The 26634-nt window shown below is 63.6% G+C and carries 22 protein-coding genes; 3 read left to right on the top strand and 19 right to left on the bottom strand.

Features of this window, described 5'->3' with window-relative positions; genetic code table 11:
* Positions 1–342: 342 nt before the first annotated feature.
* The 19 genes from tyrS to uvrA all read right to left on the bottom strand — a co-directional run bounded on the left by tyrS (position 343) and on the right by uvrA (position 22422).
* Positions 343–1602 (bottom strand): tyrosine--tRNA ligase, encoded by a 1260-nt coding sequence (tyrS, locus tag ABJ196_RS09900; RefSeq protein ID WP_347306698.1) that lies wholly within the window; start codon positions 1600–1602, stop codon positions 343–345.
* A gap of 77 nt (positions 1603–1679) precedes the next feature.
* A complete protein-coding gene (locus ABJ196_RS09905; protein WP_257036868.1) occupies positions 1680–1868 on the bottom strand; it encodes a Trm112 family protein in 189 nt (62 codons plus the stop codon).
* 451 nt (positions 1869–2319) lie between these two features.
* Positions 2320–3756: an argininosuccinate lyase gene (gene argH, locus ABJ196_RS09910; protein WP_347306700.1), complete on the bottom strand. Its 1437-nt coding sequence runs from the start codon at positions 3754–3756 to the stop codon at positions 2320–2322.
* A 6-nt stretch (positions 3757–3762) separates the two neighbouring features.
* Positions 3763–4977, bottom strand: a complete 1215-nt coding sequence (locus ABJ196_RS09915; protein ID WP_257054936.1) for an argininosuccinate synthase — start codon at positions 4975–4977, stop codon at positions 3763–3765.
* Between the two features lie 219 nt (positions 4978–5196).
* The gene (locus tag ABJ196_RS09920; protein WP_347306703.1) at positions 5197–5676 is read right to left on the bottom strand and encodes an arginine repressor; all 480 of its coding nucleotides are present in this window, start codon (positions 5674–5676) and stop codon (positions 5197–5199) included.
* 27 nt (positions 5677–5703) lie between these two features.
* Positions 5704–6621 carry an ornithine carbamoyltransferase gene (gene argF, locus ABJ196_RS09925; protein ID WP_347306705.1) on the bottom strand — a complete coding sequence of 306 codons (918 nt, stop codon included), beginning with the start codon at positions 6619–6621 and terminating at the stop codon, positions 5704–5706.
* A 3-nt stretch (positions 6622–6624) separates the two neighbouring features.
* Positions 6625–7818 carry an acetylornithine transaminase gene (locus ABJ196_RS09930; RefSeq protein WP_347306707.1) on the bottom strand — a complete coding sequence of 398 codons (1194 nt, stop codon included), beginning with the start codon at positions 7816–7818 and terminating at the stop codon, positions 6625–6627.
* The gene (gene argB / locus ABJ196_RS09935; RefSeq protein WP_347306709.1) at positions 7815–8750 is read right to left on the bottom strand and encodes an acetylglutamate kinase; all 936 of its coding nucleotides are present in this window, start codon (positions 8748–8750) and stop codon (positions 7815–7817) included. The genes ABJ196_RS09930 and argB overlap by 4 nt, the downstream gene beginning before the upstream one ends.
* Before the next feature lie 13 nt (positions 8751–8763).
* On the bottom strand, positions 8764–9918 hold the full coding sequence (gene argJ / locus ABJ196_RS09940; protein WP_347306711.1) for a bifunctional glutamate N-acetyltransferase/amino-acid acetyltransferase ArgJ: 1155 nt from the start codon (positions 9916–9918) through the stop codon (positions 8764–8766).
* 56 nt (positions 9919–9974) lie between these two features.
* The gene (argC, locus tag ABJ196_RS09945; protein WP_257054945.1) at positions 9975–11021 is read right to left on the bottom strand and encodes an N-acetyl-gamma-glutamyl-phosphate reductase; all 1047 of its coding nucleotides are present in this window, start codon (positions 11019–11021) and stop codon (positions 9975–9977) included.
* Between the two features lie 149 nt (positions 11022–11170).
* On the bottom strand, positions 11171–11650 hold the full coding sequence (locus tag ABJ196_RS09950; RefSeq protein WP_347306714.1) for a hypothetical protein: 480 nt from the start codon (positions 11648–11650) through the stop codon (positions 11171–11173).
* A gap of 262 nt (positions 11651–11912) precedes the next feature.
* Entirely contained in the window at positions 11913–14447 is a 2535-nt protein-coding gene (gene pheT / locus ABJ196_RS09955) for a phenylalanine--tRNA ligase subunit beta (RefSeq protein WP_347306716.1), read from the bottom strand.
* Between the two features lie 30 nt (positions 14448–14477).
* Entirely contained in the window at positions 14478–15524 is a 1047-nt protein-coding gene (pheS, locus tag ABJ196_RS09960) for a phenylalanine--tRNA ligase subunit alpha (RefSeq protein WP_347306718.1), read from the bottom strand.
* A 305-nt stretch (positions 15525–15829) separates the two neighbouring features.
* A complete protein-coding gene (locus ABJ196_RS09965; RefSeq protein ID WP_347306720.1) occupies positions 15830–16639 on the bottom strand; it encodes an RNA methyltransferase in 810 nt (269 codons plus the stop codon).
* A gap of 420 nt (positions 16640–17059) precedes the next feature.
* Complete coding sequence (rplT, locus tag ABJ196_RS09970; RefSeq protein ID WP_066484446.1) at positions 17060–17443, bottom strand: 50S ribosomal protein L20; 384 nt, start codon at positions 17441–17443, stop codon at positions 17060–17062.
* A 57-nt stretch (positions 17444–17500) separates the two neighbouring features.
* Positions 17501–17695: a 50S ribosomal protein L35 gene (rpmI, locus tag ABJ196_RS09975; protein WP_066484451.1), complete on the bottom strand. Its 195-nt coding sequence runs from the start codon at positions 17693–17695 to the stop codon at positions 17501–17503.
* A 38-nt stretch (positions 17696–17733) separates the two neighbouring features.
* Positions 17734–18303 carry a translation initiation factor IF-3 gene (infC, locus tag ABJ196_RS09980; protein ID WP_347306723.1) on the bottom strand — a complete coding sequence of 190 codons (570 nt, stop codon included), beginning with the start codon at positions 18301–18303 and terminating at the stop codon, positions 17734–17736.
* Positions 18304–18522: 219 nt separating this feature from the next.
* Positions 18523–19551 (bottom strand): hypothetical protein, encoded by a 1029-nt coding sequence (locus ABJ196_RS09985; protein WP_347306725.1) that lies wholly within the window; start codon positions 19549–19551, stop codon positions 18523–18525.
* 27 nt (positions 19552–19578) lie between these two features.
* Positions 19579–22422: an excinuclease ABC subunit UvrA gene (gene uvrA / locus ABJ196_RS09990; protein ID WP_257071137.1), complete on the bottom strand. Its 2844-nt coding sequence runs from the start codon at positions 22420–22422 to the stop codon at positions 19579–19581.
* Between the two features lie 113 nt (positions 22423–22535).
* Here uvrA and ABJ196_RS09995 point away from each other — a divergent pair, with 113 nt between their 5' ends.
* The 3 genes from ABJ196_RS09995 to ABJ196_RS10005 all read left to right on the top strand — a co-directional run bounded on the left by ABJ196_RS09995 (position 22536) and on the right by ABJ196_RS10005 (position 26619).
* Positions 22536–23138 carry an MBL fold metallo-hydrolase gene (locus tag ABJ196_RS09995; RefSeq protein WP_347306728.1) on the top strand — a complete coding sequence of 201 codons (603 nt, stop codon included), beginning with the start codon at positions 22536–22538 and terminating at the stop codon, positions 23136–23138.
* Between the two features lie 107 nt (positions 23139–23245).
* A complete protein-coding gene (locus tag ABJ196_RS10000; protein WP_347306730.1) occupies positions 23246–24184 on the top strand; it encodes a DoxX family protein in 939 nt (312 codons plus the stop codon).
* A gap of 146 nt (positions 24185–24330) precedes the next feature.
* A complete protein-coding gene (locus tag ABJ196_RS10005) occupies positions 24331–26619 on the top strand; it encodes a UvrD-helicase domain-containing protein (RefSeq protein WP_347306732.1) in 2289 nt (762 codons plus the stop codon).
* The last annotated feature ends 15 nt before the right edge of the window (positions 26620–26634 follow it).

The following is a 26634-nucleotide window of genomic DNA, read 5'->3' on the forward strand; positions in this document are numbered from 1 at the left end:
ATAAACAGCACTCACACCATCTGAAACAGACAAAAATAAAAGTACATTGGCACACTATTGAGTTCTCAAACATCATCCGCACTCCAAAAGTTTCATCCTAACTGGATGCTCCTTCTCGAAGCGGTCGAACACTCACTGTAGTGCAAGTCTTTGAGGCTTGTCAACCTGCAGTTCATGTCGTTGTCACCTCGTTTCCGTGGCGACTTGGAATAAGTTACACAGCTTCGTTGTTTCCCACAAATCTGCACGTAAAAACGTAAATCCCCCGCACCACAGAGGTGCGGGGGATGAACTCAGGGCGTTGAACGTTCGGAAATCGGAGACAAGTGCCCTCCTGCTGTGCTAGGCAAGCTTGGCGCCAGCGAAGTTCTTCTTACCGCGGCGCAGCACGAGCCACGAGCCGTGAAGCAGATCCTCGTCGGCCGGCTCCCAGTCCTCGGACTCAATGCGTGCATTGTTCACGTAGGCACCGCCTTCCTTAATGGTGCGGCGAGCCGCCCCCTTGGAGTCGGCGAGACCGGAGGCAACAAGCAGATCGACGATGGTGCGGGGCTCGCCGGCGGCGATCTCGGCGACGGTGGTCTCCTGCAGGGCGCCAGCAAGGGTGGCCTCGTCCAGTTCGGTGAGTTCGGCCTTGCCAAAGAGAGCCTGGGCGGCAAGCTCTACGGCCTTGGTGGCTTCCTCTCCGTGAACGAGGGTCGTCATCTCCTGTGCCAGGCGGCGCTGGGCTTCGCGGCGGAAGGGCTCGTTGGCGACCTTCTCCTCGTACTCTGCGATTTCTTCCTGGGTTAGGAAGGTGAACCAACGCAGGTAGTCGATGACCACGGAATCACCGGCGTTGAGGAAGTACTGGTACCAGGCGTACGGGGAGGTCTTCTCCGCATCGAGCCACAGCTTGCCGCCGCCGGTGGACTTGCCGAACTTCTGGCCCTGCGCGTCGGTGACGAGCGGTACGGTCAGGGCGTGGGCCTTGTCGCCATCCACACGGCGGATAAGGTCGACGCCGGAGACGATATTGCCCCACTGGTCGCCGCCGCCGATCTGCAGGTCGCAACTCTTCTCGCGGTGCAGCGTAAGGAAGTCGTTGGCCTGGAGCAGCATGTAGGAGAACTCCGTGTAAGAGATACCGTCGGACTCCAGGCGGCGCTTGACCGTGTCACGGTCGAGCATGGTGTTGAGCGAGAAGTTCTTGCCCACATCGCGCAGGAAAGTGATGACGGACATGTTGGCCGTCCAGTCAGCGTTGTTGACCATCTCGGCGGGGTTCTCACCGTCGAAGTCCACGAAGCGGCGCAGCTGCTTCTTAATGGCCTCGAGGTTGTGCTGGATGGTTTCTTCGGAGAGCATGGAGCGCTCCCCCACGTCGCGCGGGTCGCCGATAAAGCCAGTGGCACCGCCAGCAAGGGCCAGCGGGTGGTGGCCGGCCTGCTGGAAACGGCGCAGCATGATCATGGGCACGAGGTGTCCCGCATGCAGCGAGTCACCGGTCGGGTCGAAACCGCAGTAGAGCGTGATGGGGTTCTCGCAGACCTCACGGAGTGCGTCGATATCGGTGGACTGGTTAATGAGGCCGCGCCATTGCAGCTCGTCAATGATGTTCATGGAATGTCTTGTCTTTCTTTAACAAAGAAGGGCCACGCTATATAAGCGTGGAGTTACTTGGTACGCGTTGAAGGCGTCTAGGCGTTGGGAGGCCACGCCATAGCGTGATCAACCAGCATGACCGGAATGCCATCCTCGATGGGATAGGCAATGCCCTTGCGCTCATTCACGAGCACCTGCCGGTCTTCCAGGTACGTCAACGGGCCCTTGTCTTGCGGGCAGACAAGAACCTCAAGCAACTGTGGATCAAGACTCATGGCGACCATACTACCTGTCGCGTTCCTCCCCCGGGACATGACCCGAGTCGGGATTCAGATCTCCCACCGTGGGCAGGATGCCGGGCAGCTCATCACGCTGAATTTGCGGGGCCGTTGTGGCGTCGCGCAGCTGCCCCACCGCGCGGGCCACCAGCACGGAGCGCACCGCGTCGGTCACGGTCGCCAACAAGCACCCATCGCCTGGTCATTCATCGCGTACCGGAACCGAGCGACACCGCCGCACGAAACGTGCCGATGCCGCCTTCATCCACGCCGCGACCAATCCCGGGTCCATTGGGGACGCGGGTTCTGCTTCCGCGCGCGGCCTGTCGCTCCTTTGGGACTTGCCGTTACCAGCACACCGGCGCCCTAAGCGTACCCAGGACGCTCGGGTGAAGTCTTCGTGCGAAAGCCGCCGGCCGTCCCTCGACGGGAGCGGCCAGCGGCTGGTGGCGTGTGTCTAGTGGGCGATGACCGGAGTCTGCGCCCAGGCGCGGAATGCCGCTGAGCGTTCGTCGACATGGGCTCGCTGCTCGGCGACGCGGACACCGGCGGTGCCGCCCTTCGTTGAGCGCGACGCAACCGCACCGTCGATAGTAAGTACCTCGCGTACAGCTGGTGTCAGTCGCGCGTCGACGCTGGCGAGCTCCTCATCGGTCAGCTCGATAAGGTCAACACCACGGGACTCGGCGATGCGTACGCATGCTCCCGATGCCTCATGTGCCTCGCGGAACGGCACCCCTTGGCGCACCATCCACTCGGCCAAATCAGTGGCCAAGGTGTAACCACGAGGTGCCAGTTCGCGCATGCGGTCCTCGTGGAAGGTCAACGTAGAGACCAGACCAGTCAACGCGGGCAGCAGCAGGTTGAGGTTGGCCACGGAGTCCACGATGGGCTCCTTGTCCTCCTGCAGATCGCGGTTATACGCGAGCGGCTGGGCCTTAAGCGTGGCGAGCAGGCCGGTGAGATTGCCGATGAGACGACCGGTCTTACCACGCGTGAGCTCGGCGACGTCTGGGTTCTTCTTCTGCGGCATGATTGACGAACCCGTGGACCATGCGTCGTCGAGAGTGACGTAGCCGAATTCCGGCGTGCACCAGTAGACAATCTCCTCGGCCAGACGCGACATGTCGATCGCGATCTGAGCGAGGACGAAGGCCGTCTCGGACGCGAAGTCACGCGAGGACGTGCCGTCCAGGGAGTTCTCCGCGGCGGAGTCGAAGCCGAGCTCCTCCGCGATGGCCTCCGGGTCAAGGTGCAGCGAGGAACCCGCCAGGGCACCCGAGCCATAGGGCGAGATGGCCAGGCGCTTGTCCAGATCCTGGATACGCTCGCAGTCGCGCAGCAGCGGCTGCGCGTGCGCAAGCAGCTGGTGCGCAAGCAGGATGGGCTGCGCGGCCTGGGAGTGGGTCTTGCCCGGCATGATGGCGTCGGGGTGGGCTGCGGCCTGGGCCGAGAGGGCATCGACAAGCTCCGTGACCTGGATGGCGACGTCGCGCATGGCGTCGCGGACCCACATGCGGAAGAGGGTGGCGACCTGGTCGTTGCGGGAACGGCCCGCGCGCAGACGGCCGCCGACCTCGGGGCCGACGATGTCAATGAGGCCGCGCTCCATGGCGCCGTGAACGTCCTCGTCCGTGGGCAGCGGGCGGAACTCGCCCGAAGCGACCTTCTCACCGAGCTGCGTGAGCCCGTCAAGCATGGTGGTCAAATCCTCGTCCGTGAGCAGACCGGCGTTGTGCAGGACCTTGGCGTGGGCCTTGGAGGCCAGCACGTCATAGGGAGCGAGCACCCAGTCGAAATGCGTGGACACGGACAGGGCAAACATGGCCTCAGACGGGCCGCCGGAGAAGCGGCCGCCCCACAGCGCGCCCTCGTTCGTCTTGTGCTGCTCCATGTGAACCTACTTTCCGGTGGGGAAACCGCCCTCGCGGTCACGCTGGTTGGAGATCTGGGTGGACAGGCCGTGGAGCTGGACAAAGCCCTTGGCTGCGGTCTGGTCGAAGGTGTCACCCGTGTCATAAGTGGCCAGATCGTAGGAGTACAGCGACTGGGAGGAACGGCGGCCGTTGACGGTCGCAGTGCCTGCGTGCAGAACCATGCGGATATCGCCCGTGACGGTCTTCTGGGTCTCGCCAATGAAGGCGTCGAGGGAGCGCTTGAGCGGGCTGAACCACAGACCGTCATAGACCTCCTCGGCCCAGCGAGAGTCGACGAGGCGCTTGTAGCGGCCGAGCTCGCGCTCGACGGTGACGTCCTCGAGGGCCTCGTGAGCCTTGATGAGGACGATGGCGCCCGGTGCCTCGTAAATCTCGCGGGACTTAATGCCCACGAGGCGGTCCTCGACCATGTCGAGGCGGCCGATGCCCTGAGCGCCGGCGCGGCGGTTGAGTTCCTCAATGATCTGCAGGACGGTCATCTTCTTGCCGTCGATGGCGACGGGCTTGCCTTCCTCAAAGGAGATGACGACCTCGTCGGGGGCATTGCCCAGAGCCGGATCCTCGGTGTAGGCGTAGAGGTCCTTCGTGGGCGGGTTCCACAGGTCCTCGAGGAAGCCGGTCTCGACGGCGCGTCCCCAGACGTTCTGGTCGATGGAGAACGGCGAGGACGCAGACTGCTCGATGGGCAGCTTGATTTCCTCAGCGAAGGCAATCGCCTTGTCACGAGTCCAGGCGTAGTCACGCGCCGGTGCGATAATCTCCAGGGACGGATCAAGGGCGCGGAAGGAGACCTCGAAACGAACCTGGTCATTGCCCTTACCGGTGCAGCCGTGGGAGACATGCGTGCCGCCGTGCTCCTGAGCAGCCTCAACGAGGTGTTTGACGATGAGCGGGCGAGAAATAGCAGAGACCAGCGGGTACTGCTTCATGTACATGGCATTAGCCTGGATGGTCGGCAGGCAGTAGTTGTCTGCGAACTCGTCCTTGGCGTCTACGACGATGGACTCCACGGCGCCACAGTCCAGTGCGCGCTGACGCACAGACTCCATATCCTCGCCACCCTGGCCCAGGTCGAGCGAGACGGCAATGACCTCGCCGCCGGTCATCTTGGCGAGGTACGGAATGGCGACCGAGGTATCCAGGCCACCGGAGTACGCGAGCACAACGCGTGCAGTCATGGTTTCTATCTCCTTGCGAGATTGTGGAAATAATACAATGAGTTCAATAATATACGAAAAGTTTGCGGGATGTAAAACGCTTCCCTTCGACTATGACAGCCCGCGCCCTGCGCAACCGCCTGACCGCGAGAAATGGTCTATGACGGTGGATACACTCATGCCCTGCCACCCGCGGAAGCCAGACAGCAACGCAGCGCGAGAGCAGGGCAAAAATATCAACTAGTTACGCACCAAATTGCGCACCAATTCCTCACCAGTGAGCGGATCTCGAGCCAGGATGAAGATCGTGTCATCGCCAGCAATACAGCCCACAACATCCGGAATCCCAGCACGGTCGATATAAGACGCCAGGTATTGCGCCGCGCCCGCGGGCGTGCGCAGCATTCCGATATTGCCTGAGTGATCCGTGGTGGTGACGAGCTCATCGATCATGCGGCGCAGTTTCTCCCGCGGTCCATTAACCTGATCATCGAACTGCTCGAGCTCACCACCCACCATGTAAAACGAGCGACCACCGTCCCGCTTGACCTTCTTGGCCCCCAGCTCATCCAAGTCGCGCGACAGCGTGGCCTGCGTGATGTCGATGCCTTCTTCGAGCAGCAATTCAGACAGCTGCACCTGGCTCGTCACGCGCGAGCGATCAAGGATCTCCAAAATCTTCGCCTGGCGCGCGTTGCGGTTGGCCGGGTTGATGGGCATGAGCTCCGTTCTCCTCATTATGTCAATTTATTGGTGGCCAAGCAGCCACGCCAGCACGGCTTTTTGGGCGTGCAGGCGGTTTTCCGCCTCGTCAAAGACGCGCGACTGGGGTCCGTCGATGACCTCCGCCGTGACCTCGTTGCCGCGGTAGGCCGGCAGGCAGTGCAAGAAAATGGCGTTCTCCGCGGCGCGGCCCATGACCTCCTCCGTCACCTGGTACGGCAGGAACGGCGTGCGACGGTCCAGCCCATCGTTCTCGTGTCCCATAGACACCCAGGTGTCAGTGATGAGCACGTCCACGCCGTCCACGGCGTCCAGGGAGTCCGTGACCGTCACAGTCGCACCCGTCTCAGCCGCGCGCTTCTGGGCACGCTCGACGAACTTCTGCTTCGGCTGGAAGTCCTTCGGTGCCACGATGGCGATGTCCATACCGGCGGTGGCAAAACCGACCATGTAGGAATTCGCCATATTGTTGTCGCCGTCGCCCAGGTACGCAGCCTTGAGACCCTGCGTCTTACCGAAGTTCTCGCGGATGGTCTGCAGGTCCGCCAGGATCTGGCACGGGTGGAAGTCCTCAGACAGGGCGTTGACGAGCGGGACGCGCGTGGTCTCCGCCATCGCATCGAAATTCTCGTGGTCGTAGGTGCGCCACACGATGGCAGACACGAAACGCGAAAGCACCGCTGCGGTGTCCTGGAGCGTCTCCCCCTTGCCCATCTGAGTGCTGCCCGTGTTCGTCACGATGGCGTGGCCACCGAGCTCGGCGATACCAGCCTCAAAGGAGAAGCGAGTACGAGTAGAGGTCTTATCAAAAAGGACGGCCACGGATTGCGGCCCCTCGAGCGGACGCAGCGCGAAGGGGTCTTTCTTCATCTGTGCGGCGAGATCCAGAACCTCCGCCTGCTCGGCCGGGGTGAGATCATCGTCAACCAAAAAGTGGCGCATGATTTACGCTTCCTCCTTTACTACCTCGTCGAGAACCGTGGCGAGGGCTGTCACGGCCTTGTCGATCTCCGCTTCAGTTATCACGAGCGGCGGCGTCAAACGAATGACGTCAGCTGCCGGCGCGTTGAGGATGAGTCCGTGCTCGAGCCCCTTCGCGACAACCTGCTTGGCCACGGGTGCATTTAATACGGCTCCCAGCATAAGCCCTCGTCCGCGGATCTGCATAATATACGGTATTGTGCTCAACTCACGCACAAATAGCTCGCCCTTGCGCACTACCTCTGCCAAGAAGCTCTCGTCCAATAAGTCCAGCACAACGTTGGCCGCCGCGCAGACTACCGGGTTGCCACCGAAGGTCGTACCGTGGGTACCCGGCGTGAATAGTTTTGCCGCCTCGCCGCGGGCTATACATGCGCCGACGGGCAAGCCTGCCCCCAATCCCTTGGCCATGGTGATAACGTCCGGCTGCACGCCAGCGACCTCGTGGGCGAAGAATGTACCCGTACGGCCGACGCCGGTCTGGACCTCGTCGACGATCATGAGAATGCCGAACTCGTCGCACAGCGCGCGGATGCCCTCGAGGAATCCCTCTGGCGCCGGGATGACGCCCGTCTCACCCTGGATAGGCTCCAAAACAATGGCGGCCGTGTCCGTCGGGTTGATCTCCACCAGTTTGCGCAGGTAGTCCAGATCCCCGTACGGGTAGAACTCCACGCCCATGGGCATGGGCTCGAAAGCCTTACGCTTGCCCGGCTGGCCCGTCATCGCGAGCGAGCCCATCGTGCGACCATGGAAGCCGTGTTCAGCGGCGAGAATGCGGCCGCGGCCCGTGAGACGCGCCAGCTTGAAGGCGGCTTCGTTGGCTTCTGCACCCGAGTTGGAGAAAATGACGCGCGCCGAGTCGTCCCCCACACGCTTCTTCAGCTTCTCCGCGGCGTCGATGACCGGCTGCGAGGCAAAGAGGTTCGAGACGTGGCCCAGCGTCGAAATCTGGTTGGTCACAGCCTCGACGACCTTTGGGTGCGTCTGTCCCAGCGCGTTGACGGCGATGCCGGCGAGCAAGTCGATGTATTCCTTGCCGTCTTCGCCCACGAGAATAGAGCCATGGCCCGCGACGATGCCGATGGGCGGCGTGCCGTAGTTGTCCATGAGGTTGTCACCCCACCGGGCCACAAGGCCCTGATTGTTGTCGCTCATGCGCGATCGTCCTTCCTAAAAATGGTTCCCTCGGGGTATTCGTTGCGGTCGTATTGGTCGGGCAACACCATGGTGCCAATGCCACCCGGAGTGAGGAGCTCCAGCAGTACCGCATGCGCGGAGCGACCGTCGATGACGTGGGCTGCCGCGACGCCGCCAATGACGGCGCGCAGGCATGACTCCATCTTGGGGATCATCCCAGAGTCCAGGCCCGGCAGGATCTCCCGCAGCTGACCCACCTGAATCTTGGAGACCAAGGAGTCACGGTCCGGCCAGTCCGTGTAGAGGCCTTCGACATTGGTGAGGATGAGCAAGCGCTCGGCACCGATTGCCTGCGCCAGCGCGCCCGCCGCGGTATCGGCGTTGATGTTGTAGACCTCGCCGTCCGTGCCAGGCGCAATGGTGGACACGACGGGAATACGCCCAGCGTCGATGATGTCCATGAGCGCCGCCGGGTTGACGTCCACGATGTCGCCCACCTGGCCAATGTCCGTGGGCGTACCGTCGATGGAGACAAGACGCTTCTCAGCAGTAAACAGGCCAGCATCCTCGCCAGAGGTACCCACCGCGTACGGACCGTAGGAGTTGATAAGACCGACGAGCTCGCGGCCGACTTTGCCGAAGAGCACCATGCGTACGACTTCGAGCACCTCAGGCGTGGTGACACGGAAGCCACCCTTGAACTCGCCCTCGAGCCCCATGCGGGCGAGCATCTGCGAAATCTGCGGGCCCCCGCCATGGACGACCACGGGCTTAACGCCCACAGTGCGCAGAAAGACCATATCTTTGGCGAAGGCTTCGCGCAGCTTATCGTCCACCATGGCGTTGCCGCCGTACTTCACGACAACGATCTTGTCGCGGAAGTGTTGAAGCCACGGCAGTGCCTCGGAAAGCACGGTGGCCCGGTCAAAATCGGTAAGTCCTTTCATCATGGTGACGGCCGCCTTAAGAGCTGTACGCCGAGTTGATCTCGACGTAAGCGTGGGAGAGGTCAGTCGTGCGCACGAACGCGGTGCCCGCGCCACCCGTGCCCAGATCCACGCGCACGTCGATATCCTCGCCGGAGAGGTCCACATCGCGGGCACCAGGCGCGCTAGTGGAGTTCACGCACACCGGCTGGTCATTGAAGAAGACGGAAATCTTTTCCGGATCCATGGCGGCATCCGCCATGCCCACGGCTGCGAGCACGCGGCCCCAGTTCGGATCTGAGCCAAACATCGCGCACTTAAACAGGTTGTCGCGGCCAATGGTGCGCGCGGCGTTGAGCGCCTCGGCGTCCGAATCGGTGCCCTCGACGGTGATCTTCACGCGCTTGGTCACGCCCTCGGCATCGGCCTGCATCATGTCAGCAAGGCCGGCACAGGCCTCGAGCACCGCCGCGTTGAGCTCCTCCTGGGTAGGTTCCACGCCGGACGCGCCGTTGGCCATGATGATGACGGTGTCGTTCGTCGACGTCGAGCCATCCACGTCCAGGGTATTGAACGTTACTGCCGATGCCGCCTCCAGCGCCGCACGCAGAGCCTTCGGCGTCGCCTTCGCGTCCGTGGTGAGACACACGAGCATGGTGGCCAGGCTTGGCGCCATCATGCCCACGCCCTTGCCCATGCCACCGAGGGTCCACCCGTTGCCTTCGACACCGACTTCCTTGGAGACCGTATCCGTCGTCATAATTGCCGTCGCGGCGTCGTTGCCTGCCGCGCCCAGCTTTGTTACGGACTCGATACCCGCGAGCACCTTGTCCATGGGCATGGGCTCACCGATAAGGCCGGTCGAGCACACCGCGACGTCCGTGCCAGCAACGCCTAGCGCCTGCGCAGTAGCCTCGGCCATCGCCTGCGCGTCCTTGTCGCCCTGGGCGCCGTTGCACGCATTCGCGTTGCCTGCGTTGATGACGAGCGCGTGGAGCGATCCATCAGCAATAATCTTCTGCGACCACTTCACGGGCGCGGCCTTGACGCGGTTGCGCGTAAAGACGCCGGCGGCGTAGAATTCGGGACCCTCGTTGACCACGAGCGCCATGTCTGATTTTCCGGACGGTTTGATTCCTGCCGTCGTCGCGCCGGCCGCGAAGCCCTGCGCTGCGAGTACTCCGATAGTCATGGTTCTTTTCTCTTTTGTCTGCTTCTGTCGTATGAATTCTTCTGTGGCTCGCCCTTTTAAGGAGCCACCGCCGCCTGCGGCAGCCCTGCGGTCTCCGGCAGGCCGAGCGCCAGGTTCATGCACTGCACCGCGCCACCCGCGGTGCCCTTGCACAGGTTGTCGAGCGCTGCCGTCACAATGAGGCGACCCGTGATGTCGTCCACGTGCGACTGGATGTGGACCATGTTCGAGCCGACCACGTTCTGGGTCTCCGGCTGCTGGCCTTCCGGTAGCACGAGGCAGAACGGTTCGTCTGCGTAGAACTCTTCGTAGGCTGCGCGCACCGCCGCGGCGTCCACACCTGGGGCAAGCTTGGCCGTGATCGTCGCAAGGATGCCGCGTGGCATGGGCGCCAAAACTGGCGTAAAGCTCACGGCCACTGTCCCCTGCTGCGAGTATTCGGAAAGGTTCTGCACCATCTCCGGCGTGTGGCGGTGCGAGCCACCCGGCTTATATGCGCGCACGTTTCCCATCGTCTCCGCACCCAGTTGCGCCACGGAGGCCTTCTTGCCCGCGCCGGACACGCCGGTCACGGCGATCACCGAGATGTCCGGCTCGATAAGCCCCTTGGCGACGGCTGGCAGCGCACCCAGCGTCGTGGTCGTGGGGAAACATCCGGCGACGGCCACGCGCTTGGATTGCGCGATGGCTTCCCTGTGCCCCGGCATCTCCGGAATGCCATAGGGCCAGCTGCCCGCATACTCGCCGCCGTAGTAGTCATCCCAGGCCGCCTTATCCTTCAAACGGAAGTCGGCGGCGCAGTCAATGACGAGAACCTCCTCCCCCAGCGCCTTACCAATCTCCGCGGAGTGACCGTGCGGAAGGCCCAAGAAGACGACGTCGTGGCCGGAGAGGTTCTCGATGGTCGTGTCCACAATACGTCGCTCGCGCAGCTGCGGAAGGTGCGGCATGAGCGCACCGACGGACTGACCGGCGGTGGAGTGTCCGGTCAAGGCGCCAATCTCGAGTTCACCCGACAAATACGCCGGGTGGTTGAGGAGAAGGCGCAAGACTTCGCCACCGGCATAACCGGAGGCGCCTGCAACTGCAACTGTGATAGCCATGAAGCCACCCTAGCATATATGCAATCGGCTGTAAATTATGCAGCGCATATTTCTTTCCCCCTACCGAATCCCCCACGCTGCACGACGCACCGCTCCGAGTCGCACACGGCGTCACTCGGAGCGGCGCGGTGTCGGCCCGATGCACTTCTTTAGACAGCGCGGGAAGACACCTTGCTCATTCCGGAGGCGTCATCAATAGCCGTCTTGCCCACGTAACCGGCGTAACCACTAGGGCTCACCAGGTGCAGGCCGCCCTGAAGGTCAGCGATGACCGCAAGCTCGTTGAACTGGAATACCTCGCCTGGGCGCAGCTTCTTAAAGTTCGTCACCGACAGCCCCTGATTGAAGCAGTTCGCCCACGACTTACCGTTGGAATACTGAACGCGCGGAACGAGATAGTTGGGCGGATTGCACTCAGTGCGCGTGGCGCGTGCGCCCGGGCTATGGCAGCGGATGTACGTGCCACCCACGTCGCCGTATTCACACTGAATGGTGCCGTCCGCGTTCGACAGGCCGCGCAGATCCTGTGCCTGAGCAGCCGGGGCTCCCAACAGCGCACTGGCCAACACGGTACCGCCGAGGACAGCGGCTGCCCTACGGGACAAAGAGGCAAAGAAACGATGGGTCATGATAGATCCATGAGTTCGGGGAACAATTCCACCTCTTAAAATATGATCCTGATCACTCAGTGCGCAACAATATTTCGTCGATCACCTCACTGGGCACCACTCCATGGCGCACAGCATTCCGTGGGCACAGACAGCGTACCGCCCTTCGCCCGTGCTACGGCGCCAAGGCCGACCACAGGCGCGCAGGCTCTCGGCCCCGCCCAAGACAGGCAAACGGCACGACCATCGACATGGTCGTGCCGTTCCTCAGACGCAAACGTCACTACGCGCGCATTTCAGCGCCCAGGCGCTCCTTGGCCAGCTCAGCCGCAGCGAGGCGGTGCTCGTTGACTTCTTCATCGGTGAGCGTACGGTCACCCGCGCGGAAGAGCATGGTGAAGGCCAGGGACTTCTTGCCCTCACCGAGCTGCTCTCCGCGGAAGACGTCGAAGAGCTCGACGTTCTCGAGGAGCTCGCCAGCGCCCTCTTCAAGCACGCGACGCACATCCTCGGCCGGTGTCGCCTCGTCGACGACCAAGGCGATGTCCTGGTGCAGCGCCGGGAAGGCGGAGAGCACCGGCGCCGGGAAGCGCTCCTCGAGCGGCAGCGCGGTGACGTCAAGCTCCATGGCGCAGGTGCGCGCCGGAAGACCGAGGGCCTCGACAACCTGCGGGTGGAGCTCGCCGGCGTAGCCGACGATGGGGGCATCGGCAGCAACCGTACCATCCGCGTTCGCCACCTTGAGGGCGGCGCAACGGCCCGGGTGCCACGGCAGCTCGGAGGCCGACTCGACAGCCAGCTCCAGGCCAGCGGCGCGCGCGACAAGGCGCGCGGACTCGATGGCGTCGGCGTAGGTGTACGCGCGGCCCTGGCCCCAGGGGCCCTCGTGTTCGATGTTGCCGGAAGCGACCGTCGCGACGTGTAGCGGCTGGTACGGAAGGGTGTTGAGAAGCTCCTCGACCGTAGATTCGGACGGACGGGACTCGACCGACGGCATCGGCGAAGCATCCGCACGCTTGAAGGAGACCTGCTGCAGGCCGTAAAGGGCCAGATCCGTGCGGCCGCGAGCGACGTTGCGAGCGATGGCCTCGAGGAGGTTCGGCAGCAGCGTCGTGGACAGGATGGCCTTGTCGGCCTCGAGCGGGTTTTGGACCTCGACGGTCTTGCGGCGCTCGTCATCAGCGTCCAGGCCCCACACGTCGAAGGTGTCGTTGCGGACGAACGGCGCCGGGATGACCTCGGCGTAGCCCGCGTAGGCCAGGCCGTGGCCGATGGCGCGGCGACGCTTCTGAGCCGGGGTGAGACCGCGGCCGCCCACCGGGGTCGGCAGGATGGTCGGGATATCCTCCAGACCCTCGAGGCGCAGGATTTCCTCGATGAGGTCGACGTCCATCGTGATGTCGGAGCGCCACGTCGGCGGGGTGACCAGGATGTTCTCGCCAGCCTCCTCGATCTCGCAACCCACCTCATAGAGGCGGCTCATGACGGTCTCACGCGAGTAGTCGACGCCCGCGTACTCGGCCGGCTTCGTGGCGCGCAGCGTGATCTGATCGCGCGCAGGAACTTCGCCCACGAGGGTGCGGCCGGACTCGATGGTGCCACCAGCAATCTGCACGAGCAGTGCACAGGCAATGTCGAGTGCGGGCTCAACGATGGCCGGGTCCACGCCGCGCTCAAAGCGGCGCGACGCCTCAGACGACAGCTTGTGGCGACGAGAGGTGCGCGCCACGGTGATCGGATCCCAGTTCGCGGCCTCGAAGTAGACGTCCGTGGTGTCGTCCGCGATCTCGGACTTAGTACCGCCCATGACGCCCGCGAGGGACTGGATGCCATTGTCATCGCAGATGACGACGTCTTCTGCGTCAAGCTCGCGCTTGACATGGTCGAGGGTCTCGAACTTCTCGCCCGCCTGCGCGTTACGCACGACGAGGTTACCCTCGATGGCGTTCGCGTCGAAAGCATGCATGGGCTGGCCGAGCAGGAACATGACGTAGTTGGTCACGTCCGTCGCCGGGTTGACCGGGCGCTGACCGCACAGCATGAGCTCGCGCTCCATCCAGAACGGCGTGCGGGCGTTCGGGTCGATGCCAGTGACCTTACGCAGGCCAAAGCGCACGGCCTTGGTCTCCGGCTTGAGGTCGACATCGATGAGCCCGACGGATGCGGCCGGAACGCCGGAGACATCGATGCCCACGACGGACGGGTCCTCCGCCGGGCAGGCGTACTCGAGGCCGAAGGCGGAGGCAACCTCGCTGCCGAGTCCACGCAGCGAAAGCGCGTAACCACGGTCCGGGGTGATGTTGACGTCGAAGACGGTGTCGTCGAGGCCGATAACCGGGCGGGCGTCCTGGCCCACGAGGTCAGCGACCTCCTCGCCCAAGGTGATAATGCCGGCGGAGTTCTCGGACATGCCGAGCTCCGCGGCCGAGCACATCATGCCATCGGAGATGTGGTCGTAGGTCTTGCGCGCGGCAATCTTGAAGCCGCCGGGTAGCTCTGCACCCGGAAGCGAGACGACGACGTAGTCGCCGAGACGGAAGTTGCGGGCGCCACAGATAATGCCCTGCAACTCACCCGTGCCGTTGGCGTCACCCACATTGACCTGGCAGTAGCGGATGGGCTTCTTGAAGCCCTCGAGCTCCTCGAAGGACTCGACGCGGCCGATGACGAGCGGGCCCTTGATCTCGGGCAGGTGCTCGTAGCCCTCGGTCTCGAAGCCGACGCGGACGTAGCCAGCGTCGAGTTCCTCGGCGGAGACGGACCAGCCCGGGTTCTTTGCATCCAGCAGGCGGGTGACCCAGCTCTGGGAAATAAGCATTGTTCTTTTCTTCCTTTCTGGGTTCTTGGGTTATGCCTGCACGCCGAACGGCAGGGTGAAACGAACGTCGCCTTCGACCATGTCGCGCATGTCAGTAAGGCCGTTACGGAACTGGAGGGTGCGCTCCAGGCCCATGCCGAACGCGAAGCCGGTGTACTCCTCCGGATCCACGCCCACGGCGCGGAGTACGTTCGGGTTGACCATGCCGCAGCCGCCCCACTCGATCCAGCCGGCGCCGCCCTTCTTGTTTGGGAACCAGACGTCGACCTCGGCCGAGGGCTCGGTGAACGGGAAGTAGTTGGTGCGCATGCGCGTCTTCGTCTCCGGACCAAAGAGGACCTTGGCCAAGTGGTCGAGCGTGCCGCGCAAGTGCGCCATGGTCAAACCTTTGTCCACGGCAAGCCCCTCAATCTGGTGGAATACCGGAGTATGCGTCGCATCGAGCTCATCCGTGCGGAACACGCGGCCCGGGCAGGCGATGTACAGCGGAACATCGCGTGAGAGCATCGTACGCACCTGCACCGGCGAGGTGTGCGTGCGCAGCACCTGCTTGGATCCTGCCGTCGAGACGTGGAAAGTGTCCTGCAGGGTACGGGCCGGGTGGTCCGGCTTGAAGTTCAGCGCGTCGAAGTTGAAGTACTCGGCCTCGACCTCGGGGCCGTCCGCGATTTCCCAGCCCATGCCGATGAAGATGTCGGCGATCCGCTCGGACAGCGTCGTAATCGGGTGCAGCGCACCGGTCTGCGCGCGAGTGGTCGGTACCGTAACGTCAACGGTCTCGGCCTTGAGCTGTGCCTCACGCGCCTGCGCCTCGAGCACCTCCTTGACCTGTGCGAAGCGCTTTTCCATGCGGCCGCGGGCCATGTTGACGGCCTTGCCGGCGTCCTTGCGCTCGTTCTTCGGCAGCTGGCCCAGCGACATGCGGGCCCGCGGGATATAACCCTGGTCCCCCAGGTGCTCGCGGCGAGCAGCGTTGAGCTCATCGAGCGTCGCAGCGGCGTCGAAGGCCGCGATGGCGGATTCGGCAGCCGCGCCCAGCGCAGCTTCGGTCAATTCGATCTGAGGAGTGTCGGACACGTGCCTTAAAACCTTCTTCTTGCGCGAAAACTAACGCCCGCTATCTTAGCGCAGTTCAATAGGCCGACAGGCAACTGGGATAGGCCACCCGTGCACGGGCATAGTAGAACGGTTCCAGCGGGCGCGGTACGTCATCGTCCGCCACACATAGCCACCAGCGACAACCGGGGTAATTACGCAGAGGGTCACCACTCCCGCACCCAGCGACTTAAGGATTGTCATTGCCGCCATTTCCTCACCGAGAAAGCCAACCTCACATTAATTCTACTTCTCTGCGGGCAAGCGCACGGCGCACAAGCGACGCTTTAGACGCCTGAAGAATTCAGCGCTTTCGCTGATTCGTACAGGCAAATCGATGCCGCCGTCGCGAGGTTGAGGGACTCAGCGCGGCCCAGAATGGGAATGCGCACGCGGACGTCGGCTTCCTCAAGCAGCTCACCCAAGCCGTGGGCCTCGTTGCCAAAGAGCCAGGCGGTGGGCTGCGTGAGGTCAGCCTCCGCGAGGTCTACTTCCCCATCGGCCGCCGTGGCGAGGACCTGCATGCCGGATTTCCGTAGCTGTCCCAGCACGTCCTTAATGTTCTGCTCGCGTGCGACGGGGACATGGAACAGCGAGCCTGCCGATGCCCGCGCTACCTTGCAGCCCAGAGGGTCCACCGTCTCCCCCGCGAAGATGACGCCGTCCGCGCCCATCGCGTCCGAGGTACGGATGAGCGTGCCCGCATTGCCCGGCTCGGAGGTCAGCACGGGCACGGAGACCAGCTGCGGCTTGCCTGCAAGGATCTTGCCGGCCGACCACAACACGGGCTTGCACAGCGCGAAGAGGCCCGTGGTCGTCGCAGTATCCGACAGGTGGCGCGCCGCCTTGTCCGTAATCGGGTGGACGTAGACATCCATGTAGCCAGCAGCTGTCAGGATGTAGTCGAAGCGCTCCGCGGCGGCCTCGGTGACGAAGACATCCGTGGCAGCACCCGTCGACACTGCTGCGTCGACGGCATTTTCGCCCTCGATAATAAACTTTCCGGCCTTCTTACGCTCCTTGGCACGGTGTAGCTTGGCAGCGTTGACGATGCGCGGGGTGCGCTCGGTGAAGGCATTGTCGAAGTCGAGGTTCATGGCCCCAAATCTAGCAGCCACGCCAGAGCCCCTTCCAACCTCCTCGCTCGCGGCGTCGCGCCGGGCGCAACTCCGCGCCTGGCGTAGCGCGCCACTGCCGCACGACGCCGGCTTTGGTTTTATGGCGCCTCGGGCCCAAACGGAGGCCCCAAGGCGCCATAAACCCAAAGCTGCGAGCCGCATCGGTTGAGTGTTCCAGCGCGATCCCCCGCGCAACCGCAAAATAAAGACCTAGACCGAGCGCGATGCGCACGAAGTCCCGGAAGGACCAGATCCAGAGCACCACGATGCACAACAGCACACGCCCCCATCCAGCTCTTCGCCTGCATGCATGTCGCCTTAAAAGGCTGCTTGGACAACGCAAACGCCTCCTTCCACGATAAACGTGGAAGGAGGCGTAAAAAGCTTCAGCCTAAGTAATTAGGCAGCCTTCGGAGCGTTGACGTCCTCCGGCAGGGCAGCCTTAGCGGCCTCACAGAGAGCGGAGAATGCCTCGAAGTCGTTAACGGCAAGGTCTGCGAGGATCTTGCGGTCGACCTCGATCTCAGCCAGGCGCAGGCCGTGGATGAGACGGTTGTAGGTGATGTCGTTCATGCGGGCAGCAGCGTTGATGCGCTGGATCCACAGCTTGCGGAACTCAGACTTACGGGCGCGACGATCGCGGTACGCGTACGTCATGGAGTGCAGCCACTGCTCCTTGGCCTTACGGTAAAGGCGGGAACGCTGGCCGCGGTAGCCCTTAGCGGACTTGAGGATTGCGCGACGCTTCTTCTTAGCGTTAACGGAGCGCTTGACTCGTGCCACAGTAATACTTCCTTAAAAAATCTAGTGGTTTATTGAATGTGGGTTGATTCGGCGCTATTAGGAGCGGCCGAGCAGGCGCTTAACGCGCTTGATGTCGTTCTGAGCGACATCCTTCTCGCCCTTGAGGCGACGGGTCTGCTTGGAGGGCTTGCCCTCGAGCAGGTGGCGACGACCAGCCTGCTCACGGCGCAGCTTGCCGGAACCGGTCACCTTAATACGCTTGGCCATGCCCTTGTGGGTCTTCTGCTTCATGAGAGTTAAGTCCTTAATTCCCGAAAGTTCTGTTCGTTCTACTTCTTGCCCTTGCGGACTGGTCCCAAAACCATGGTCATGTTGCGACCATCCTGCTTGGGGCGCGACTCGACGACGCCAACTTCTTGGACATCCTCGGCGAGGCGCTCCAGGAGGCGGAAACCCAGCTCCGGACGCGACTGCTCGCGGCCACGGAACATGATGGTCACCTTGACCTTGGAACCCTTCTCCAGGAAGCGCACCACGTTTGACTTCTTGGTTTCGTAGTCGTGCTCATCGATCTTCGGACGGAACTTCTGTTCCTTCACCACAGTCTGCTGCTGGTTCTTGCGAGCCTCGCGAGCCTTCTGGGCCTGCTCGTACTTGTACTTGCCGTAGTCCATGATCTTGGCGACCGGCGGCTTGGCCTTCGGTGCAACCTCGACCAGATCTAGGTCTGCTTCATAAGCGAGCTTGCGAGCATCATCGGTACGGACGATGCCCACCTGTTCACCGCCCGGGCCGACGAGTCGGACCTCGGGCACTCGGATACGCTCATTAATGCGAGCTTCAGCGCTGATTGTGGTCTCCTTGGATAAGATGATTCGTAGTGTGCCTACCTCGACCACAAACGAAAATCCCGGTCTGTGCGTGCACAGCCGGGAGCTCTCGAAAGAATTGCCAGACCCGAAAGCCTGGTGACCCTTTTACCTTGAGCCAACGCGCGAGGCGCGGCATCAGGTGGGAGAAACTCCGCTTGTGACCCGAGACCTCCTGGAAGGTTCTGCGGGCGGTAGTGGAACTAAGATTAACACCACCGGCCCGCGGAACCAAATTCGCCACGCCGCCTAGTTCCGCTCCGAGCTCGCCGCTGGCCTACGACTCGAGCTGGCGGGTTCGGTACTCGTCGCCGCGCTTACCGATGCCCCTTTCTCCAAGGTGCGCTCCGGCGCAGAGGTTGCCTGTGCACGCGGCAGGCCGTCACAGTCGTGAACCGGGGTGAGCGTTCCGTCGTCGATACCCTCGGAAATCATGTCCTTGAGGTCGCTCGCTGCGTCGTCAAGGGCCTTGACCGTGTCGTCGTAGGCATCTTGTTCGGAGTCGAAGTCATCCATGTCGTGGAATACCACGGTCATGGCGATGCCGATGGAACCATGCTCGCCCGGCGTCGTATCGCCGATGTCGAGAACGCCAAACTGGCGTTGGGTATAGCGGCCACTGTCCTCGTCAAAACCCCAGCCGCCCTTCGCACGCGTGTTGTCCAGTGCGGTGAGACCATACTGCTGCCACTCGACGATATCGCCCATTGCGCGCGAGACCTGCTTGTTATTGGCCACGCAGTTGAGGTGCGCCGCGAAGGTCGCCTGATCCTTGAGGAGCCATTCGGCATAACCAAAACTCACGTCGCCGTTCGCGTCCGGCTTTTGCCACGTGGCTTTCGAGCCGCCCTCGGCGAGGACCTCATCGATGGCGGCGGTGGCGTTGTCCTCGCTCCACTTCACCTTGGACCACAGCGCGTAGGCCGCGTCGTTATCGGACTCTTTGATCGCTGCGTCGACGAGGTCGGTCGACGCACCGTTACGCAGCGCGGTAATAGCGATGGGAACCTTGATGGTCGACCATGCCGGCCCTTTGCCGGGCGCACCGGTGGCAAGCGCGCCCTGCGCATCCGTGAGCGCGATGCCCACCTCAGCGTCATGGTGATCCTTCACGAGGTCTGCGACAAGGTCCTCGAGCTGCGCACGAGCTTCCCCGCCCGACGCGGACGCCGCGGATGAGCCTGCGGCCGCCACGGGGGCATCGGAAGGCTGCTCCTGCGACGGCGAGCATGCGGCGAGCGGGAGGATGAGTCCTGCGCACAGAAACGACTTTTTCATTCGCATGAGTCTAAAGCACGCCGCGGGCTAGTGCGGCAGCAACTCCTTGAGGAATTGTCCCGTGTAGGACCCTTCCACCTTCGCGACGTCTTCCGGCGTGCCTTGCGCCACGACGGTGCCGCCGCCGGCGCCGCCCTCCGGTCCCATGTCGACAATCCAGTCTGCAGCCTTGATGACATCCAGGTTGTGTTCGATGATGACCACCGAGTTGCCCTTATCCACGAGCCCCTGGATGACGAGCATGAGCTTGCGGATGTCCTCAAAGTGCAGGCCGGTGGTCGGCTCGTCGAGGATGTAGATAGTGCGGCCGTTGGTGCGCTTCTGCAGCTCGGAAGCAAGCTTGACACGCTGGGCCTCGCCGCCGGAGAGCGTGGTCGCGGCCTGGCCCAGGCGCACGTAGCCGAGGCCCACGTCAACGAGCGTGGCGAGGTAACGATGGATGGAGGTAATCGGCTCGAAGAACTCGGCGGCCTCGGAAATCGGCATGTCGAGGACCTCGGCTATGTTCTTGCCCTTGTAGTGAACCTCGAGCGTCTCGCGGTTGTAGCGCGCACCGCCGCAGACTTCGCACGGGACGTAGACGTCAGGCAGGAAGTTCATCTCGATCTTGAGCGTGCCGTCGCCGTGGCAGGCCTCACAGCGGCCGCCCTTGACGTTGAAGGAGAAGCGTCCCGGCTTGTATCCGCGCACCTTCGCCTCCTGGGTTTCGGCGAAGAGGTTGCGGATCTTGTCGAAGACGCCCGTGTACGTCGCCGGGTTGGAGCGCGGCGTGCGGCCGATGGGCGACTGATCGACCTGGACGAGCTTGTCCAGGTGCTCGATGCCTTCGACGCGCTTGGCGCGGCCCGGCACCTGGCGGGCGCGGTTGAGCTTATTGGCCAGGGTCTTCGCCAAAATCTGGTTGACGACGGTGGACTTGCCCGAACCCGAGACGCCGGTGATGCACACCATGACACCCAGCGGTATTTCCACGTCGATGCCCTTGAGGTTATTCTCGCGGGCGCCGACGACCTTGAGCGTGCGGTCCTTATCGATCTCACGGCGGTGATCCGGCACGGCGAGCTCGCGGCGGCCGGAGAGGTAGGCGCCTGTGAGCGAGTCCTCGACCTTCTCAATGCCGGCCGGCTCGCCCTGGTAGACGATCTCGCCGCCGTATTCGCCGGCGCGCGGACCGACGTCCACAAGCCAGTCGGCTTCGCGGATAGTGTCCTCGTCGTGCTCGACGACGATGAGCGTGTTGCCGATGTCGCGCAGGCGCTTGAGGGTCTTAATGAGGCGCTGGTTATCGCGCTGGTGCAGGCCGATGGACGGCTCGTCGAGGACGTAGAGGACGCCGGCGAGGCCGGAGCCAATCTGCGTGGCGAGGCGGATACGCTGGGCCTCGCCGCCAGACAGCGTGGAGGCGCCGCGGTCGAGCGTCAAGTAGTTGAGCCCCACATCGAGGAGGAAGCGCAGGCGGGCCTGGATTTCCTTAAGGACGGCGCCAGCGATGATTTCCTCGCGGGATCCGAGCACGAGCGAGTCGAGAAACTCCGCGGCGTCCTCGATGGACAGCGCCGTGAGACCCGCGATGGACTGCTCGCCATGCGCGGTGGATTCCAGGCGCACCGCGAGAATTTCCGGCTTGAGACGCGTGCCGCCACAGGTCGGGCAGGCGACGCGGCGCGTGTACTGCAGGAGGCGGTCCTTCTGCGAATCGGAATCCGCGGTCTCGAGCTTGCGCTCGAGGAAGCCCACGGCGCCTTCGAAGGGCGCGGTCCAGTTGCGGGTGCGGCCGTAGCGGTTCTTATACCGGACGTTGACTTCCACGTCCGTGCCATAGATGAGCGCGTGGCGCTGCTCCTCGGTAAGTTCACTCACCGGGGTCTGCGGGTCGAAGCCAAGCGTCTTGCCCAGGCCTTCGACAAGTTTTACGAAATAGCGGGAGTTCGGCGAGGAATGCCACGGCTGAATGGCCTCCGTGGCAGGAGCGTCCGGGTCCGGGATGAGCAACTCCGTGTCCACCTCGAGGCGCGTGCCCAGGCCGTCGCAGGCCGGGCAGGAGCCGAAGGGCGCGTTGAAGGAGAACGCGCGCGGCTCGTATTCCTCGATGGTGAGTGTGTGCCCGTTGGGGCACGAGGTCTTCTCCGAGTACGTGTGAGTGAGCTCCTCGTTGTCCACGTAATCGATGGTCACGAGGCCATCGGCCAGCTTGAGCGCGGTCTCCACGGAGTCCGTGAGGCGCTGCTTCGCCGAGGCCTTGACCTGCAGGCGGTCGACGACCACATCGATAGTGTGCTTGATCTGCTTCTTCAGCTTCGGCGGATCCGTGAGCTGGTGGATCTCGCCGTCCACGCGGACGCGGGAAAAACCTTGCGCGGACAGGTCCGCGAAGAGGTCGACGAATTCGCCTTTGCGCTTGCGCACAACGGGCGCGAGGACCTGGAACTTGAGCTTCTCCTCGTTCTCCAGCACGGTATCAACGATCTGCTGCGGGGTCTGACGCTCGATGACGGCGTCACACACCGGGCAGTGCGGCGTGCCCGCACGAGAGAAAAGCAGGCGCAGATAGTCGTAGACCTCCGTAATCGTGCCCACCGTCGAACGCGGGTTGTGGTTCGTCGACTTCTGGTCGATGGACACCGCCGGCGAGAGACCGTCGATAAATTCCACGTCCGGCTTGTCCATCTGGCCCAAAAACATGCGCGCATAGGAGCTCAGCGACTCGACGTAGCGGCGCTGGCCCTCCGCGAAGATGGTGTCAAACGCGAGTGAGGACTTTCCCGAACCGGACAAGCCAGTAAAGACGACCATCTTGTCGCGGGGGATGTCAATGTCGACGCCTTTGAGGTTGTGCTCGCGGGCGCCGCGGACGATGAGGCGATCTGCCACTAGTTTTCTTTCCCTTCTTAGCGGGCGCGTCATCCCGTTCCCGCGCTACGCGAGAAGGGGCGGCCCGGTTGGGTTGTGCTCCGAACTTTAAAAATACCCGTAGGGTTGTCACTATGACTAACGCACTGAAATTAGAACATATTTCCGTCAGTGAGATGGACAACAACTGCTACCTGCTTCACGACGGTACACACGGCCTCCTCATCGACGCCGCCGATGACGCCCCGGCCATCCTCCAGATGGCGCGCGATACCGGCGTGACCATCGACGCCGTCCTCACCACGCACCGCCACTGGGATCACGTCCGCGCACTCGAGGAGATCCTCCGCGAGACCGGCGCCACGCATTACGCGGCCTTCCTCGACTCTCCCGCCCTGCCCGCGCCCGTCGACGTCGAGCTGCAGCACGGCGACCACATCGATTTCGCCGGCAAGGAGCTGCCCATTATTATTCTGCGCGGCCACACGCCAGGCGGCGCGGCGCTGGCGGCATCGATAGACGGCGTGACCAACCTCTTTGTGGGCGACAGCCTCTTCCCGGGTGGCGTAGGCAAGACCAATTCGGAGAATGATTTCGTCCGTCTTTATAAAGATGTAACCGAGCGTCTTTTTGATGTTTACCCGGACGAGACCATCGTGCGCCCTGGCCACGGCAAACCCACGACGTTGGGCGACGAGCGCCCGCACCTGCCTGAGTGGTGGGAGCGCCGCTGGTAGGCCATTCGGTTCACCCCACCCCTGTGTTTTTCGCCCCGTCACGCGGTAATCCCGCGTACTCTGGGCACTAGTTAATGATCCAATAAACCGCAAGGAGAAAATTAGGCATGATCCGCAAGATTGCTCGCCCCGCACTGGCTTCCGTATTCGTCTGGGACGGTGTCGACACGCTGCGCAACACCTCGGACCACGTCAAGGAGACCGAGTCGCTGCTCAAGAAGCTCCGCACGGTCGTGCCGGCCCAATACAAGGGCTACATCCCCAACGACCCGGAGCTCGTTGCCCGCGGGCTGGGCAGCGCTAAGGTCGGCGCTGGTTCCCTCTTCGCCCTCGGCAAGGCGCCGCGCACCTCGGCCGGTATCCTCGCTGCTACCCAGCTGGCGACCCTCCTGGGCCGCAATGCTTTCTGGGAGGCCAAGGATAAGGCCGAGAAGGAATCCCAGCGCAACGGTTTCGTCACCAACGCCGCGCTCCTCGGTGCCCTGGCCATCCTCACCCAGGACACGGAGGGCAACCCGTCCCTGCGCTGGCGCGCACAGGACGTCACCAAGCGCACCTCTAAGAAGGTCCAGGCGGCGCTGCCCACCAAGTCCGAGTCCGAGAAGTTCGCAGACAACGTCTCCAACCGCGCCCAGGAGTTCTCCTCCCAGGCCCAGGATTGGATCAACGACACCTCGGAGAAGGCTCAGGCCTACGTCGACGACAACCGCGACGACTGGGAGAAGGCCGGCCGTAACTTCCTCGACACCGCCAAGTCCTACGTCGAAGACGCCCGCGAGGCTGTTGAGGGCTTCATCGATGACAACGCGGATGACTGGAAGAAGCAGGGCCAGGACTTCCTCGCCGCTGCCCAGGACAACTCGAAGACCGCCCGCAAGGCTCTGGTGAAGAACGCCTCCAAGGCACAGGCCCGCGCCGATAAGGCCGTCTCCCGGATCGACGTTGCCCGCAACCAGCGCAAGGCAGCAAAGAAGGCCGACCAGCTGCAGGCCAAGGCTGACAAGGCTATCGCTAAGGCACTGAAGAAGCTGGGCGACCGCATCTAGTCTCCCGCTCCCACGCGGCGAACGACACCACGTCGTTCGCCGCGTGCCGCGTTTTTCTTCGCACAGGCGTATGCTGATCCGTCTGCATTTCTTATGCCGGCGCACTCGCGCCGCCTATGTCCGCGTCACGCCAAGGAGTCTGCCTCATGCCGAATTCATCCCCAGATTCTTCCCAGCATCTCGGCGCCACCACCCACGCCATCGGCGCCGAGCAGGCGTATGTCGACGGCCTGTTCCAACGCCTTGACGACGAGGTCGCTGCCTCCAACGAGCGCCTGCGCCAGGTCATGCTCGACGTCGATCCGCAGAACCCGGACTCGGACGCCCTCGTGCGCCGCGAGACGGAGTACCACGCCCTCCAGGGCAAGCTGGACAAGCTCAACCTCGCGCAGCTCGGCCTCGTCTTCGGCCGCATCGATATCGACGCCCCGGGCGACAACCCCACCGAGGAGGGCCTCGACCGCCGCTACATCGGTCGCATGGGCCTGGACGACCGCGAGGACGACTACCGTACGCTGCTGCTCGACTGGCGCGCGCCCATGGCCCGCCCCTTTTACCTCGCGACCACGGCTCAGCCCGAGGGCGTTACCCTCCGCCGCCACATTCGGACGAAGGGTCGCACCGTCACCGGCATCAACGACGAGGTGCTCTCCGGCGCCGAGCTTGGCCGTGCCGCCTCCAGCGACGTCGCTGGAGAGTCCGCCCTCCACGCCGCGCTGCAGCGCGCCCGCACGGGCCACATGGCCTCCATCGTCGAGACCATCCAACGCGAGCAGGACGAGATCATTCGTGACGCCACGCGCGGCGTCATGGTCGTCGAGGGTGGCCCCGGCACCGGCAAAACCGCCGTCGCGCTCCACCGCGTGGCCTACCTCCTCTACAACCACCGCGACCTGCTCGCCAGCACCGGCGTGCTCATCATCGGGCCGAACCCGACGTTCCTCGATTACATTTCGCGCGTCCTGCCCGAGCTCGGCGAGACCGGCGTCGTGCTCGCCACCGTGGGCTCGATGTTCCCCGGCGTGGAGGGCACGCAACCCGAGTCGCTCGACGCCCGCGAAGTAAAAGGCTCGGAGGCCATGGTTGAAATTCTCACCAACGCGGTGCGCGCCTACCAAACGCTCCCCGAATCAGCCGCGACCCTGCGCGTGGATAACCTCGACCTCACTGTGACACCGGCGATGGTCAAGGCCGCGCGCACCCGCGCACGGCGCTCGCGCCGCCCGCACAATGACGCGCGCGGCGCCTTCGCGGAACACCTTATCGATCAGCTCGCCCGCCAACTCGCAGACAAGATCGGTGCTGACCCGCTCGGCGGCGAGAACCTCCTCGGCCAGGCGGACATCGATCAGCTCCACGATGATCTCGCGGAGACCCGCGTCGTCACTGACTTCATCGACGAGCACTGGCCGGAGCTTACGCCCACGCAGGTCCTCGCGGAGCTCCTCGGCGCCCGCGACGCCATCGACCTCGCCGCGGACGACTACGACGACGAGACGCGCGAGGCGCTCTACCGCGCCGACGCGGAGGCGTGGAGCGCCTCCGACGCTGCACTCCTCGACGAGCTCGCCGTCCTCATCGGCATGCCCGACCCCCAGCAACAGCAGGAAGCCGAAGACCGCGCGTGGCGCGAGCAGATCGCGGACGCCGAGGACGCCCTCGACATCCTGTCCTCGTCAGATTCCACAGATAACGACGACGACATGTTCGACGCGGAAATCCTCTCCGCTGCCGACGTCATCGACGCCGAGCACCTCGCCCGCCGTCAGGAGGTCCGCGACCACCGCACGACGGCGCAGCGCGCCCAGGCTGACCACACGTGGGCCTACGGCCACGTCATCATCGACGAAGCCCAGGAGCTCACGCCCATGGAGTGGCGCATGGTCTTCCGCCGCAGCCCCTCGCGTTGGATGACGCTCGTCGGCGACACCGCGCAAACCGGCTCCCCCGCAGGCGTCGACTCCTGGGCCGAAACCCTCGAGGCCTTCGTCGGCACCCGGTTCCGTCACCACGAGCTCACGGTCAACTACCGCACGCCCGAGCCCGTCACCGAGGTAGCCAATCGCCTGCTCGCCGTCATCGACCCCGACGCCACGCCGGCCCAGGCCGTCCGCGACGGCGAGCCAGTACGCTTCCTCGCGGGCGCCGACGAACTCGACGCCGAAACCGCCGCCGCGCTCGACGCCGCGCGAGACGCGGTGGGCTCCGAGACAGTTTCATTCACCGATTCCGAAGGCCGCCTTCACGCCGTGATCACCGCCGCCACCGCGGAGTCAGTCAAGGGCCTCGAGTTCGACCACGTCACCGTCATCGAGCCGCAGGCCATTGTCGAGGCCTCGCCACAGGGCTGGCAGAACCTCTACGTCGCCGTCACCCGCGCGACGCAGACGCTCACCATCGTCGGCCCGCTGCCCGCCGAGGTCCCCGAAAGCTAACACACCCGAGGGACA

Source organism: Corynebacterium sp. SA-MJD20WY100 (assembly GCF_039822565.1).
GTDB lineage: Bacteria > Actinomycetota > Actinomycetes > Mycobacteriales > Mycobacteriaceae > Corynebacterium > Corynebacterium phoceense_A.

Excerpts from the sequence above, each read along its gene's own strand:
- ABJ196_RS10000 (WP_347306730.1), top strand. The coding sequence starts at position 23,246 with ATGATCCGCAAGATTGCTCGCCCCGCACTGGCTTCCGTATTCGTCTGG.
- ABJ196_RS09965 (WP_347306720.1), bottom strand. The coding sequence starts at position 16,639 with ATGAACCTCGACTTCGACAATGCCTTCACCGAGCGCACCCCGCGCATC.
- argC (WP_257054945.1), bottom strand. The coding sequence starts at position 11,021 with ATGGCTATCACAGTTGCAGTTGCAGGCGCCTCCGGTTATGCCGGTGGC.
- ABJ196_RS09920 (WP_347306703.1), bottom strand. The coding sequence starts at position 5,676 with ATGCCCATCAACCCGGCCAACCGCAACGCGCGCCAGGCGAAGATTTTG.
- tyrS (WP_347306698.1), bottom strand. The coding sequence starts at position 1,602 with ATGAACATCATTGACGAGCTGCAATGGCGCGGCCTCATTAACCAGTCC.
- ABJ196_RS09915 (WP_257054936.1), bottom strand. The coding sequence starts at position 4,977 with ATGACTGCACGCGTTGTGCTCGCGTACTCCGGTGGCCTGGATACCTCG.
- ABJ196_RS09930 (WP_347306707.1), bottom strand. The coding sequence starts at position 7,818 with ATGAGCGACAACAATCAGGGCCTTGTGGCCCGGTGGGGTGACAACCTC.
- ABJ196_RS09985 (WP_347306725.1), bottom strand. The coding sequence starts at position 19,551 with ATGAAAAAGTCGTTTCTGTGCGCAGGACTCATCCTCCCGCTCGCCGCA.
- rpmI (WP_066484451.1), bottom strand. The coding sequence starts at position 17,695 with ATGAAGCAGAAGACCCACAAGGGCATGGCCAAGCGTATTAAGGTGACC.
- ABJ196_RS10005 (WP_347306732.1), top strand. The coding sequence starts at position 24,331 with ATGCCGAATTCATCCCCAGATTCTTCCCAGCATCTCGGCGCCACCACC.
- argH (WP_347306700.1), bottom strand. The coding sequence starts at position 3,756 with ATGGAGCAGCACAAGACGAACGAGGGCGCGCTGTGGGGCGGCCGCTTC.
- ABJ196_RS09995 (WP_347306728.1), top strand. The coding sequence starts at position 22,536 with ATGACTAACGCACTGAAATTAGAACATATTTCCGTCAGTGAGATGGAC.
- ABJ196_RS09905 (WP_257036868.1), bottom strand. The coding sequence starts at position 1,868 with ATGGTCGCCATGAGTCTTGATCCACAGTTGCTTGAGGTTCTTGTCTGC.
- argJ (WP_347306711.1), bottom strand. The coding sequence starts at position 9,918 with ATGACTATCGGAGTACTCGCAGCGCAGGGCTTCGCGGCCGGCGCGACG.
- argF (WP_347306705.1), bottom strand. The coding sequence starts at position 6,621 with ATGCGCCACTTTTTGGTTGACGATGATCTCACCCCGGCCGAGCAGGCG.
- argB (WP_347306709.1), bottom strand. The coding sequence starts at position 8,750 with ATGATGAAAGGACTTACCGATTTTGACCGGGCCACCGTGCTTTCCGAG.
- pheT (WP_347306716.1), bottom strand. The coding sequence starts at position 14,447 with ATGCTTATTTCCCAGAGCTGGGTCACCCGCCTGCTGGATGCAAAGAAC.
- ABJ196_RS09950 (WP_347306714.1), bottom strand. The coding sequence starts at position 11,650 with ATGACCCATCGTTTCTTTGCCTCTTTGTCCCGTAGGGCAGCCGCTGTC.